The following is a 13,067-nucleotide window of genomic DNA, read 5'->3' as shown; positions in this document are numbered from 1 at the left end:
CTTAATTTATGATAATAATCACTTATTTTTATGCTAATTTGGTAGTTTTTTACTTACAACTCCATATAAAAACGCTCCTAAAAGTGCACCAATTAACAAGATTAATGCTGGTAAAGGTTTAAACCCAAGAATTACAAAAATTGGTGCAGCACAGGCACCAGAAATTCCCCAACCTAACCCAAATAAGGTTCCTCCTAAAATGGTACTAATAAATCCTTTTTTCTTTGGTTTTGGCACAATTTTATTTCCATTAATGTCTTTTATTTTTCCGCTTTTAAATAATTGCATAATAATTGCTGATATTACAACTGCGCCTCCAATAATTCCAAACATATGGAAAGATTGAAAACGAAACATTTCGTAAAATCGATACCACGAAATTGCTTGTGTTTTACTTAATACAATTGCGAAAAAGACTCCGAGAATTAAAAATTTGATGTTTTTCATTTTGATAATATTTTAAACTTTCAACTAACTTCTCGACTGCGCTCGAAGAGACATTTTTGAGTTTAATAATTTTTGACTAATGCCAATTATTGGCTAAAATAAAACAGGAATTATAAACCAAGCTGCAATAATACCACCAATAAAAAACCCAATTACTGCTAATAAAGATGGTAATTGCAAACTACTTAAACCCGTAATTGCGTGTCCAGAAGTGCAGCCTCCTGCATAACGTGTTCCAAAACCAATTAAAACACCTGATAAGATTAAGATTAAAAATCCTTTTAAAGATAACACAACTTCTTTACTAAAAATTTCGTCAGGAAAATACTGGTTTGCAACATTGCTAAAACCTAAATCTGTTAATTCTTGCACTGTTTTTGGGTTTAAATCTATATTTTTATTTGGTATTAAATACATTGCAGAAATAAAACCGCCAATAATTAAACCCACTACAAAAAGCAATGCAAAATCGCGTTCTTTCCAATCTTTCTTAAAATAATCTGACACTTTTCCTGCGCCAGCCATTGTACACAAGGTTTCGAAATTTGTAGATGCTCCGAAATTTTTTCCAAAATAAAAATAAAGAAAAAGTGACAATGCAATTAATGGTCCGCCAACATACCAGGGCCAAGGTTGTAAAATAAAATCCATAGTTTATAAATTTGTATTAGTTCTCGACTGCGCTCGAACAGACATTCTAAATATTATTTTTTATATAATTCATAATTAATTTTGTTGCTCCTAAATTGTCTTCAATATATTTTTTATTGATAATTCCTGTTAAATTTCTAAAGCTAATATCGTTCTTCAACTTTGTAAAAATTGAAGTAAATTCTTCTTGATTTTTAATAGAAATACAGCCACCTATTTTTACCAAATCTACGGCTTCTTTAAATTTGTCGTATTTATTTCCAATCACTATAGGAATTCCGAAAGTTGCTGGTTCTAAAATATTATGTAAGCCTGTTTTTAAACCTCCACCAACATAAGCAACATCTGCAGTTGCGTAAATTTTGGTTAAAATTCCAATGGTGTTTATTATAAAGACTTGATAATCTTTTAAATTTTTACCTTCTTTTTCAGAAAATAAAACTGTTTTTTTATTGATTGATTTCTGAAGCGCTAAAACTGCTTCAGATTTTATATTATGTGGCGCAATGATAATTTTCTCGTCTTTTAAAGCTGTATTGTTAATATAATTTACCAATAACTCTTCATCTTCTTTCCAAGTGCTTCCAGCAACTATTGTGTATGTGTCGTTTTTAAAATGGTTAATAAAATCTAATGAGTTGTCTTGTTCTAATATTTTTGAAACTCTATCGAAACGAGTATCTCCAGCAACAGTTACATTTTTAAAATTGATGGAATTTAGTAATTTTTCAGAATTTACATCTTGCACAAAAAAGTGATGGAATGCCTCCAAAGATTTTTGCATAAATCCGCCATAACTCTTAAAAAATAATTGCTTCTCTCTTAAAATTCCGGAAACTAAAATAGTCGGAACTTCCTTGTTTTTTAATTCGTTTAAAAGATTGGGCCAAAATTCGTATTTTATAAAAACTGCCAGTTTTGGGTTTGCTAATTCTACGAATTTTCTCGCATTCGATTTAGAATCTAATGGTAAATAACAAACTACATCTGCTAGGTTGTAATTTTTTCGAATTTCGTATCCTGAAGGTGAAAAAAAAGTAACTAAAATTGTATTGTTTTTGTGTTTCTTTTTTAATTCTTCGATAATAGGTCTTGCTTGTTCGAATTCTCCTAACGAAGCTGCATGAAACCAAATTACTTTAGCATTTTTTAACTTGCTAAGTTTGGTAAATGTTTCTTTTCTTCCATCCATAAAAAGTTTTATTTTTTTATTGAAGAAACCCACTATTGGCAACAATAATGAGGTGGAAAAAATGGCAATATCATACAAGAATTTCATACCGTAAAAGTACAAAATAGAAAGTTAGTGAATTTGATAAAAATGTAAAGAAACAAAAACGCCCAAACAAAATTGTTTGGGCGTTTGTTATTTTTAAACTTAAATTATTAAGCTTCGAATGGAGTAACAGAAACGTAAGATCTATTATCTCTTTTCTTTTGAAATTCTACAATTCCGTCCACTTTTGCGTGTAAAGTATGATCTTTACCCATGTAAACGTTTTCTCCTGGATTGTGTGTAGTACCTCTTTGGCGAACGATAATGTTACCAGCAACTGCTGCTTGACCACCAAAAATCTTAACGCCCAAACGTTTCGATTCTGATTCTCTACCATTCTTTGAACTACCTACACCTTTTTTATGTGCCATTTTATTGAGTTTTTATAGGTTAAAAGCTAAATTTTTTAGTGATTATTTTTCAATACCACCATCTAATTTATCTTGTAATTCTTTTAATTCGTCCCATTTACCTTCTGCAGCTAAACTAGCTTGCTTTGGCCAAGTATCTGTTACGATATGAGACAATCTTGAACTTGCTTCTGTTAAAATTTCGCTTAATTTAGAAGCATCTGTCTTTGCTACTTTTGCAAAAGTATCGATACCTGCAGCAACTAATGCTTCTGCAGCTTTAGGTCCAGCACCTTCAATTTTCTTTAAATCATCGGCTTTTTTAGCGGTTTTTTTAGCGGTTGCTTTTTTCTCTACTTTTGGAGCTTCTGTTTTAGCTTCTTCTTTTTTAGGAGCAGCTTTTTTAGATGCCTTTTTAGTACCAGAAGCAGTAATAGACGCTATTTGAATCTCACTTAAAGCTTGCCTGTGACCATTTTTCTTTTGGTAACCTTTTCTTCTTTTCTTTTTGAAAACGATTACTTTATCACCTTTTAAGTGACTTAAAATTTGAGCTGTTACTGAAGCTCCTTCTATAGCTGGGGCGCCAAGAGTTACGTTACCTGCATCGTCTAGTAAAAGAACGTTGTCGAAAGTTACTTTCGAGCCTTCTTCTCCTTTTAAACGATGTACGTAAACTTTTTGGTCTTTTGCAACTTTAAACTGCTGCCCTGCTATCTCTACGATTGCGTACATACTATTTGTTTTGCGTATTTATACTTTGTTTTTGCTTTTCGTTACCGAAAATGCGGGTGCAAATATACATCTTTTTTGTTTTAAAACAATATTTGATATTAAAAATAATTCAATCAAAATCAAGAGAATAAACAACCTTTAACTTTATATTTAGAGAGAATCTTTTTACTTTTGAAGTACTTTTAGTTTTATTGTTAATTTGTTGTAACAAACTTAATAATGTAGCGTCATATCAAACATCAATTATTAATTAAATAAAAAATAAATGAAAAAAACTATTTTAACTCTGGCTTCGGCGCTGTTAATTGCAGTTTCTGCAAATGCACAAAAAGTTGAATTTGAAGAGTATGATTTAAGCAATGGAATGCACGTAATTTTACACCAAGACAATTCTGCACCTGTCGTTATTACATCTGTTATGTACGGTGTTGGTGGAAAAGATGGCAGTAGAGAAAGAACTGGCTTTGCACATTTCTTTGAACACTTATTATTTGAAGGAACAAAAAACATAGGTAAAGGAGAATGGTTTAAAATAGTGTCTTCTAATGGTGGTAGAAACAATGCAAATACTTCTCAAGACAGAACGTATTACTACGAAATTTTTCCATCAAATAAACTAGAACTGGGTTTATGGATGGAATCTGAACGTTTATTACACCCAATTATTAAACAAGAAGGTGTAGATACACAAAACGAAGTTGTAAAAGAAGAAAAAAGACAAGGTACAAGAGCATATTCTAATCTTTTACCAGAAATTTCTAAAAATATTTTTAAAGTACACCCTTATAAAGACCCAAATATTGGGTATATGGAGCATTTGGATGCTGCAACATTAGAAGAGTTTTTAGCTTTTTATAAAAAATACTACGTACCAAACAACGCTACACTAGTGGTTGCTGGCGATATAGATTTTGCGACAACAAAAAAAATGATTCAAGATTATTTTGGTCCAATTCCTAGAGGAGCAGAAGTTGTTAGAACTTTTCCTAAAGAAGAACCAATAACCGAAGAATTTAGAGCAAAAGCTTATGATGAAAACATACAAATACCAGCAATTATAGCTGCTTATAGAACACCTTCTTTTAAAACAAGAGATTCTAAAGTGTTAGATATGATTTCTACTTACTTAAGTGGTGGTAAAAGTTCTGTACTTTACAAAAAAATGGTTGATGAAAAGAAAATGGCTTTAGCTGTACAAGCTGCTAATGTTTCTCAACAAGATTATGGTATTTATGCTTTATTTGCGCTTCCTTTAGGAGATGTAAAATTAGAGGATTTGGTAAAAGAAATGGACGAAGAAATTGTAAAGATTCAAACCGATTTAATTTCTGAAAGAGATTTTCAAAAAATACAAAACCAATTCGAAAACAATTATGTAAACGCTAACTCTAGTGTTGTTGGTATTGCAGGTTCTTTAGCAAGATACCATGTAATGTACGGAGACACTAATTTAATAAATTCAGAAATAGATATTTACAGATCTGTAACAAGAGAAGAAATTAGAGAAGTTGCAAAAAAATACTTAAATAAGAATCAAAGATTAATCTTAGAATATTTACCTAAGAAAAAATAATAAAAAAGATGAAGACAAAAATTTTATCAATACTAGCAGTTATAGCACTATCTTTTGCCACTAACGCACAAATAGATAGAAGCAAAATGCCTACTCCAGGACCAGATCCTGTTGTAAAATTAGGAGAAGCAGAAAAGTTTTCTCTAAATAACGGATTAACAGTGATTATGGTAGAAAACCATAAATTACCACGAGTTTCTGCAACTTTAAGAATCGACAACCAACCTTATGTAGAAGGAGATATTGCTGGTGTTTCTAGCATGATGGGAAGTTTATTAGGAAGAGGAACATCTAACATTACAAAAGATGAATTTAATGAACAAGTAGATTTTTAGGAGCTAGTGTTGACTTTTTTAGCTCTGGTGCTTCTGCAAGATCTTTAGAAAAATACTTTCCAGAAGTATTGGGTTTAATGGCAGATGGTGTAAAGAATTCTGTTTTTACACAAGAAGAATTTGATAAAGAAAAAAAAGTTACCCTAGAAAACTTAAAAGCTTCAGAAAATGATGTACCTACGATTGCAGGTCGAGTGCAAGACATTTTAGTGTATGGTAAAAATCATCCTTATGGAGAGTTTGTAAGCAAAGAAACAATAAACAACATAACGTTAGATGCTGTAAAAAACAATTACAAAACTTACTACAAACCAAACAATGCTTATTTAATTATTGTTGGAGATATTAATCCAAAAGAAACTAAAAAGTTAGTAAAAGAATTATTTGCAGATTGGCAAAAAGGAGAAATACCAGCTTCTAATTTTCCAGCACCAGAAAACCTTTCTACAACTGCTATTAGTTTTGTAAATATGCCAAACGCAAAACAATCTGAAATTGCGGTTGTAAATACTGTAAACTTAACTTTAGGAGATAAAGATTATTATGCTGCATTGTTAGCAAACAAAATACTTGGTGGAGGTGGTTCTGCTAGACTTTTTAATAACTTAAGAGAAGACAAAGCTTATACCTATGGTTCTTACTCAGGTATTAGTCAAAGCAGACAAAAAAACGCAGCTACTTTTAGAGCCACAGCAAGTGTTAGAAACATGGTTACAGATAGTGCTGTTGTAGAAATTTTAAAAGAAATAAATAAAATTCGTTACCAAAAAGTAACCAAAAAAGAATTACAAGATGCTAAAGAAGAATACATTGGTAGTTTTGTAATGGATGTACAGAAACCAGCAACTGCAGCAAGTTTTGCACTTAATATTGCGCTGTACGATTTGCCAGAAGATTTTTATGCTAACTATATTAAAAACATAAACTCTGTAACTGTAGATGATGTACAAAATGCAGCTATTAAATATTTTAGAGGAGACAAAGCTAGGATAATGATTACTGGTAGAGGTATTGATGTTCTTAAAAACTTAGAAAAAACAGATTATGTTATAAGCTATTTTGATAAGGAAGGAAATCCTACAGATAAACCTGCAATGACATTGCCAATTCCAGAGGGAATGACTGCAGAAAAAGTAGTAAATAAATATTTAGAAGCCATTGGTGGAAAAGACAAAATTATGTCTGTTAAAACTATAATGATGGTTGCAAATGCAACCATACAAGGAACTCCGTTAGTAATGACTACAAAAGCTTCTTCACCCAATAAAACTTCTCAAGTAATTTCTGTAATGGGAAATGTTGCTCAGAAAACTGTTTTTGATGGAACAACCGGATTTTCTGAAGCTAGAGGCCAAAAAATACCCATGACACCAGAACAAATTGTTGAAGCAAAAAGTGAAAATGCTTTGTTTAGAGATTTAGATTATACGGATGGTAAATTGGTTAGAATTGAGCCTTTAGACGGTAAAAATGCCATTGTTTTAAAGCATAACAATACCGAAATTTATTATGATATGGCTTCTGGCTTAAAAGTAAAAGAAGTAAAAACTGTAAAAACACCAGATGGTAAAGAAGTAAATACACCAACTGATTATTCTAATTATAAAGAAGTAAATGGAATTATGTTTCCTCATTCTATTGGTATAAAAAATGGCCCAATGTCGTTTGATTTCAAAATAAAAGAAATTAAAATAAACGAAGGGGTTTCTGATGTAGATTTTAAATAAAAAGCAAAGACCCAAAATAGATAAAAGAGTCAAGACATAGTGTTTTGGCTCTTTTTTTTGGTTTTTGACACAGGTTTCACAGAGAGTGTTTGTAGATTTGTTTGAAGGTTTTTTTGAATTAAGTATTAAGTATCAAGAATTAAGTATTAAGATATTTAATTTAGACAAAAACTTTTTACCTTCGCAACTTTGCGAGAAAAACCTTAAAATTTTGAAACTAGAAAATCTACTTTTTCTTATTAACCAAATAAACCCCTAACAAAATAATAACACCCGCAAATATTTGTAGTGGACTCAATTTTTCTCCATCCAACACTCCCCAAAAGATGGCCACCAATGGAATTAAATACGTTACAGACGAAGAAAAAACAGGATCGGAAATATGTACCAATTTATTGTAAATCGTTTTTGCAACTCCAGTGCCTACAATAGATAAAATAGCCAAATAACCTAAAGACTGCATTAAAATTTTATCTTGAAAACTAAAGATTGAAAAAAAACCTGTGAACGCTAAAACCGTAAAAGCTGGAACAATTAGCAATAAAAAATTACCAGTTACAATAGAAAGCGCATTTAAATCGTATAAATATTTCTTTACCATATTTGCATTAAAAGCATACCCAACAGAAGCTATAATAATTAACAAAGCATACCAATAATTCTGATTTGGGTTTACAACAGCTCCGTTTAATATTAAAATTAAAGTACCTACCAAACCAATTAAAATGCCATATAACTGTGTCTTTTTAAACGCAAAACCAAATATAAGAGCCCCTAATATTAACGCAAAAAAAGGCGTTAATGAGTTTAAAATAGAAACCACAGCACTATCTATACTTGTTATTGCAAATGCAAACAAGAAACCTGGTATAAAAGTTCCTGCTAAGGCTGTATAAACAATATATTTGTAATGTTTTTTTTGAATTTTCTTCAAAGATTTTGGAGCAACCGAAAGTAGAAAAAATGCAGTAAAAAGCATTCTTATTGCCCCTAATTGAATTGGAGTAACACCCAACAAGGCTTTTTTCATCAAAATAAAAGAACTTCCCCAAACCAAAGAAAGTAGAAATAAATATAGCCATTTTTGTTGCTGATTGCTCATGTTGTGTTAAATAAGTTGCAAAAGTCTAACAATTCTTTAAATTAGAAATTTATTATCTATAAATTTGTAGTATCACTTTATAATTAAATCTAATGAGAGTTCAAAAAATATTAGTGGCAGTAGCAGTTGTAGGTTTTACGCTTGTAGGTTGTAAAACCGAAAATTCTTCAACAACTGAAAAAACAGCAGTAGTTGCAGCCAAGCAACAAATGGTTACTTTAAACATTTCTGGCATGACTTGCGAGATTGGTTGTGCAAAAACAATACAATCTAAATTGTCTAAAAAAGAAGGTGTTTTAGAAGCCAAAGTTATTTTTAAAGATAGTATTGCAAACATTCAGTTTGATGCAAATAAAACGTCTAAAAAAGACCTAATCGCTTTTGTTAATGGAATTGCAGGAGGAGATTTATACAAAGCCACTGAAGCTTCTAAATAAAATTTATTTTTTAAAGATAATATCAAACAAAAAAACAGGCTAAAGCCTGTTTTTTTGTTTGATATTATTATTTTTACTTAAAAACTATAACCAGTCCAAGCAAATACAGATTTATCTGCTCCACCAGAAGTTCCAGCTGTTAGTGTAACAGTTGCTCCACCAGAAACTGTGTTTTTAATATCTGTAATGTCTAATCCGTTTGCAGTGTTTGCTACACCAACAATAGAAGTTGCATCTGTTGAATTTCCTCTACTGTCTTTTAAATCTACCACATCATCAAATGCAGCTCCTGTACCTAATGCTAAATAAGCATTGGTAATCGTTGCAGTAGCTCCACGTCTAATTTTAATTCCATCAGTCATTTTACCTTTCTCCTCAGTACCATTCGCAGTATTAACTACTTCAACTGCATTGTTATTAATAATTGTAACTCCATTAATTGTAAAGTTAGATTGATTAATGTCTGAAGAAGATTTTCCATCTAAATTTCCATCTGCTTCAATTCCTCTTGGGTCTGAAGTTACTGCTGAGTAACCAGCTTCTCTAATTCCATATAAATTTGTACAAGTTCCAACATAACCTTGTGTAAAATCGAACATATCGTCTTTTGCATTTACTACTAAAATGTTAGATGCATTTACAGTTCCTCCGAAAAACTCAATACCATCATCATCTCCATTTAAAATAGCGATGTTAGATAATGTAGTTCCAGAACCAACTCCGTTTAAAGTTAAACCATTATGTTCTGCCTCGTCATCTATTCTTGCACCTGTATATTCTAAAATTACATAGTTCATAATTCCAGAATTGTCGTCTTCAACAGAACCACCAAATAAAATTGAATTTTTAACTTCTGTTGCAGCATTACTTTCTGCCCCTTCTTGACGGCTTAATGGTGCTTTACCATTTAATATAATACCACCCCAATCTCCAGCTTTAGGATTTGTTGCACTAGATGTAAATTTAATAGGGTTCGCTGCAGTACCATCTGCGATTAACTTTCCTCCTTTTTCTACTAAAATATAAACATCTGTACCACCTGCTAATGCATTAATTGTTGTACCAGCCTCAATAGTTAAAGTTGCTCCATCTTTTACTAAAAGAGCTCCTGTTAAATTGTGTGCAATTCCAGATTTTAATGTTAAATCAGACGTTAAATTTCCTGCTAAATTTTGTGGTGTAACATCTCCTCCTGTCACTGGTGTATTATCGTCGTCACTTAAAGAACAGCTAGCAAAAACTAAAGAAGCGATTGCTACGATTGATAAAATTGATTTTTTCATTTTTTTCTTATTAATTTGTTTAAATTGTTTGTTTGATTATCTTTTACAAAATTGAAACAATTATGTTCATTTTGTCTTAACTGAATTTTAAAGAATTGTTATGAAAACTTACAAAAACCTAGAAATCATAAGAGAATCCTAAACTTATATTAACACCTTTTTTATAATTACTTAACACAACATTATTTTCTCCATTGAAACCATCTCTAGATAATTGAAAATCTGGATTTAATAAATTCGTTGCTTTTAATTTAAGTTTATAATTTTTATTAAATTCGTAAGAAGAAACCAAATCTAGTGTTGGTATTCCTTTTTCTAAAATATTTGCAAAACCTCTAGTACCAACAGAGTAAACTCTTTCACTAAAATAATTAAATACTAGTGAAGAGATAAATGTATTATCGTTGTATTTTTTATTGATAGAAATATCTGCATTTATTAAAAATGGTGTTGCTCCTTCCAAATTACTTGTTGCATTTGTAAATTGTGCTATAGAGTTTGCATCTAAGTTAACATTAGAAACTAAGTAAGATGTATTTACACCTCCCATAATTTTTAAATCTTTGTCTTCAATTTCATAAATATTTTTTCTAACTTCTAATTCAATTCCATAAACACTTGCATCGTCTCCAACATTTAAATAGGTTAATGTATTTCCTCCAGAAGGAATCTCGCTTCTTGCAATTGGATTTTGAATGTATTTATAAAACCCAGTAACAGTAAATAATTCAGACGAGGACATGTAGTATTCGTATTTCGCATCTAAATTATAATTATCTGAAGGTTTTAAATCTGGGTTACCTTGAGATGAAAAACTTATGTCTTGATATTTAAATGGAGCTGTTTCTTTGAACTGTGGAAACGTGTAACTCTGGCTCCCTGCAATTCTTAAAATACTGTTTTCACTAAAGTTGAATTTTAAGTTGAAGCTTGGTAACAAATAGGTTCTATCTAAATTTGAAGCTCCATCTATAGCAGATTGTGCAATGTTTGTGTTATAAGTAACTCGTTGCTGAATTTTTTCGAATCTACCACCAACAGAGGCAATAAAATTATCACTTAATTGATATACTAAATTTCCAAAACCTGCAAATATTTGTCTTTTACCTCTGTAGGTAAATGGTACAAATGCATTTGGGTTACTTACACCACCTCTACCTGTTTCCAATTCAAAAATAGTATTATCTATCGAAGATTGAGAAAATACAGCATCTGGATTTTCGATATCTACGGCAACTCTGCTAGAAAAATCGTGATTAAATATAGTAGCAGAAAATAAACGCTCTGTATATCTATAATCTCCTCCAAATTCTAAAATGCTAATATCTTCTTCGTCTTCTTTTAATTTATATGAAAATTTTCCTTTTGCAGCATAATCGTTCTCTTCTAACTTCGCAAAATAACGTTCGTTTTCTCCTGCAGAACTCGTTTCTGGACTATAATAATTATCTCTAAATAAATATTTATTCGTTCTTCTGTCTGGCTCATTACCTCTAATAAAATTTAAAGAACCTTTTGCTTCGAAATCTAGTCTTTCTGTAAACTTGTAATTTGCAATTAATTGATTTACATACAACTCGTTATTATTTGTTTGCTGTCTTCTTTGAAATTCTAAATCGCCATCTTGCTCTGGATTATTAAAACCTAAATAATCTCCAATAGATTGTTTATTATTATGAATAAATAAATGATTGTAAGCAATATTATGCCCTTCTTCGAATTTATATTTTAAGTTCGCCATTAAAATTTGCGAAACATTATATTCATATTTCGTAAAAGATTGGTCTTGAAAAATCTCTCCAGAACTAGTTGTTTGTTTGATATTACCGTCTAGATAATTATAACTTCCGTCAAATCCACCAACAATAAAAAAGCTAAAAGTGTCTTCATTAACATCATATTTTTTACCCCCAGCAAAAGAGATACTATTATTTAACTGAAAATCTTGACTTTGTGGCTTAAATGAATTTTTAAAAGAATATTTAGATAAATCGTTTATTGGAATACTAGTGTTTTGGGTTCCAAATCTATTGGTTCCATCTATTGTTAAAAACTCCTTAGAAAATGTTTGTGTATTTACACCTAAAGAAGTATTTACATTTAATAAGCTCTTTTTTACCAATTCTTTTGAAGCAATATTTATGTTTGCACCACCAACATCTCCATATAATTCTGGTGTAAACACCTTATTTACTTCAATATTTTTTATAATATCTGTTCCAAAAAAATCTAAAGATATATTTTTATATTCAGGGTCTTCAGAAGGTAAAGGCAAACCATTTAAATTCGTAGAGTTGTAACGATCTCCCAAACCTCTTACCACAACATTTTTAGATCCTTTAGAAACACCTGCTGTTTTTGTAACAGCTCCTTCTGCATCAGAAACTCCTTTTACAGATAGCTCTTGAGCTCCAATAGTTGTTTTTATTGAAACCGCTTTTTTCTGTTCTAAAATTAAGGCGCTTGTTTTTTCTTTACTCGTAGAAGACTTTACAACAACCTCGTCTAAACCAACACCTTCTTCTGCAGACATTAATTGGTTAATGGTAATGGTTTCTCCTGCTTTTATAGTAAATACTTTTTCGATGGTTTTATAACCAACAAAACTAAACTGAACCGTGTGAGTTCCTGCTGGTACTTTAAATGAATACAGTCCATCAAAATCTGTAGTCCCTCCAATTGCAGTTCCTTTTATAATAACATTTGCAAATGGTAATGGCTCGTTATTTGTTTCTTTATCTGTTAACAAACCTTTTATAGTTCCTTTGTCTTGTGCTATTAAAAATTGACTTAAAGCTACAAAAGCAATACATAAAAATTTCTTCATTATTTCGTATTTTAACTTGTGCAAAAGTCCGCTCAATTTGTAAACTCTATGTTAGTTATAAATTATGGTTGAGTTACAGAAACATTAATTAATTGTTAACTACATTAAAATAATTAACGTTTTATTAATTTTAAAGAAACATTACTTTTAAGAAAAAAGAGAGATTTGGCTACTTCTTATAAGAATTACTTTAAAGTTATAGAATTGTAGTTTTTGTCAACAATTATTTTATAACCTAACTGCCTAAGGCCAAGGCAGTTTTTTCTAACTTAACGTTAAGTTAACATTAAGTTAACGTTTTTTTTGCTTCTTTGTAGCGACAAA

The 13,067-nt window shown here is 30.6% G+C and carries 12 protein-coding genes; 4 read left to right on the top strand and 8 right to left on the bottom strand.

All coding sequences use genetic code 11. The annotated features are described in order from the left end of the window. Positions 1-33: 33 nt before the first annotated feature. From JL193_RS10960 to rplU, 5 genes are all read right to left on the bottom strand, one after another. Positions 34-447 carry a YeeE/YedE thiosulfate transporter family protein gene (locus JL193_RS10960; RefSeq protein ID WP_207970843.1) on the bottom strand — a complete coding sequence of 138 codons (414 nt, stop codon included), beginning with the start codon at positions 445-447 and terminating at the stop codon, positions 34-36. 93 nt (positions 448-540) lie between these two features. Further along, positions 541-1,098 (bottom strand): YeeE/YedE family protein, encoded by a 558-nt coding sequence (locus JL193_RS10955; RefSeq protein ID WP_207970842.1) that lies wholly within the window; start codon positions 1,096-1,098, stop codon positions 541-543. Positions 1,099-1,144: 46 nt separating this feature from the next. Then, positions 1,145-2,377, bottom strand: a complete 1,233-nt coding sequence (locus tag JL193_RS10950) for a 3-deoxy-D-manno-octulosonic acid transferase (RefSeq protein WP_207970841.1) — start codon at positions 2,375-2,377, stop codon at positions 1,145-1,147. A 107-nt stretch (positions 2,378-2,484) separates the two neighbouring features. Then, positions 2,485-2,745 (bottom strand): 50S ribosomal protein L27, encoded by a 261-nt coding sequence (rpmA, locus tag JL193_RS10945; RefSeq protein WP_207970840.1) that lies wholly within the window; start codon positions 2,743-2,745, stop codon positions 2,485-2,487. A 42-nt stretch (positions 2,746-2,787) separates the two neighbouring features. Beyond that, positions 2,788-3,459 (bottom strand): 50S ribosomal protein L21, encoded by a 672-nt coding sequence (gene rplU / locus JL193_RS10940; protein ID WP_207970839.1) that lies wholly within the window; start codon positions 3,457-3,459, stop codon positions 2,788-2,790. A 265-nt stretch (positions 3,460-3,724) separates the two neighbouring features. On the opposite strand from rplU, the gene JL193_RS10935 reads away from it, so the two are divergent. From JL193_RS10935 to JL193_RS10930, 3 genes are all read left to right on the top strand, one after another. Beyond that, complete coding sequence (locus tag JL193_RS10935) at positions 3,725-5,032, top strand: M16 family metallopeptidase (RefSeq protein WP_207970838.1); 1,308 nt, start codon at positions 3,725-3,727, stop codon at positions 5,030-5,032. A gap of 8 nt (positions 5,033-5,040) precedes the next feature. After that, complete coding sequence (locus JL193_RS17510) at positions 5,041-5,367, top strand: hypothetical protein (RefSeq protein WP_367890012.1); 327 nt, start codon at positions 5,041-5,043, stop codon at positions 5,365-5,367. A gap of 77 nt (positions 5,368-5,444) precedes the next feature. Beyond that, a complete protein-coding gene (locus JL193_RS10930) occupies positions 5,445-7,094 on the top strand; it encodes a M16 family metallopeptidase (protein ID WP_367890011.1) in 1,650 nt (549 codons plus the stop codon). A gap of 226 nt (positions 7,095-7,320) precedes the next feature. On the opposite strand, the gene JL193_RS10925 is transcribed toward JL193_RS10930, so the two are convergent. Continuing rightward, positions 7,321-8,196, bottom strand: coding sequence for a DMT family transporter (locus JL193_RS10925; RefSeq protein WP_207970837.1), 876 nt, complete (start codon positions 8,194-8,196; stop codon positions 7,321-7,323). A gap of 92 nt (positions 8,197-8,288) precedes the next feature. Here JL193_RS10925 and JL193_RS10920 point away from each other — a divergent pair, with 92 nt between their 5' ends. Beyond that, positions 8,289-8,633, top strand: a complete 345-nt coding sequence (locus tag JL193_RS10920; protein ID WP_207970836.1) for a heavy-metal-associated domain-containing protein — start codon at positions 8,289-8,291, stop codon at positions 8,631-8,633. A gap of 77 nt (positions 8,634-8,710) precedes the next feature. On the opposite strand, the gene JL193_RS10915 is transcribed toward JL193_RS10920, so the two are convergent. Together JL193_RS10915 and JL193_RS10910 are read right to left on the bottom strand one after the other, a co-directional pair. Further along, the gene (locus JL193_RS10915) at positions 8,711-9,916 is read right to left on the bottom strand and encodes a beta-helix domain-containing protein (protein ID WP_207970835.1); all 1,206 of its coding nucleotides are present in this window, start codon (positions 9,914-9,916) and stop codon (positions 8,711-8,713) included. 118 nt (positions 9,917-10,034) lie between these two features. After that, the gene (locus tag JL193_RS10910) at positions 10,035-12,743 is read right to left on the bottom strand and encodes a TonB-dependent receptor (protein WP_207970834.1); all 2,709 of its coding nucleotides are present in this window, start codon (positions 12,741-12,743) and stop codon (positions 10,035-10,037) included. Between the last annotated feature and the right edge of the window lie 324 nt (positions 12,744-13,067).

The sequence above is a fragment of the Polaribacter batillariae genome, from assembly GCF_017498485.1.
Taxonomy (GTDB): domain Bacteria; phylum Bacteroidota; class Bacteroidia; order Flavobacteriales; family Flavobacteriaceae; genus Polaribacter; species Polaribacter batillariae.
This window is presented reverse-complemented; position numbering and strand designations above follow the sequence as displayed.

Excerpts from the sequence above, each read along its gene's own strand:
- JL193_RS10950 (WP_207970841.1), bottom strand. The coding sequence starts at position 2,377 with ATGAAATTCTTGTATGATATTGCCATTTTTTCCACCTCATTATTGTTG.
- JL193_RS10955 (WP_207970842.1), bottom strand. The coding sequence starts at position 1,098 with ATGGATTTTATTTTACAACCTTGGCCCTGGTATGTTGGCGGACCATTA.
- JL193_RS10960 (WP_207970843.1), bottom strand. The coding sequence starts at position 447 with ATGAAAAACATCAAATTTTTAATTCTCGGAGTCTTTTTCGCAATTGTA.
- JL193_RS10910 (WP_207970834.1), bottom strand. The coding sequence starts at position 12,743 with ATGAAGAAATTTTTATGTATTGCTTTTGTAGCTTTAAGTCAATTTTTA.
- JL193_RS10915 (WP_207970835.1), bottom strand. The coding sequence starts at position 9,916 with ATGAAAAAATCAATTTTATCAATCGTAGCAATCGCTTCTTTAGTTTTT.
- rplU (WP_207970839.1), bottom strand. The coding sequence starts at position 3,459 with ATGTACGCAATCGTAGAGATAGCAGGGCAGCAGTTTAAAGTTGCAAAA.
- JL193_RS10930 (WP_367890011.1), top strand. The coding sequence starts at position 5,445 with ATGGCAGATGGTGTAAAGAATTCTGTTTTTACACAAGAAGAATTTGAT.
- JL193_RS17510 (WP_367890012.1), top strand. The coding sequence starts at position 5,041 with ATGAAGACAAAAATTTTATCAATACTAGCAGTTATAGCACTATCTTTT.
- rpmA (WP_207970840.1), bottom strand. The coding sequence starts at position 2,745 with ATGGCACATAAAAAAGGTGTAGGTAGTTCAAAGAATGGTAGAGAATCA.
- JL193_RS10935 (WP_207970838.1), top strand. The coding sequence starts at position 3,725 with ATGAAAAAAACTATTTTAACTCTGGCTTCGGCGCTGTTAATTGCAGTT.
- JL193_RS10925 (WP_207970837.1), bottom strand. The coding sequence starts at position 8,196 with ATGAGCAATCAGCAACAAAAATGGCTATATTTATTTCTACTTTCTTTG.
- JL193_RS10920 (WP_207970836.1), top strand. The coding sequence starts at position 8,289 with ATGAGAGTTCAAAAAATATTAGTGGCAGTAGCAGTTGTAGGTTTTACG.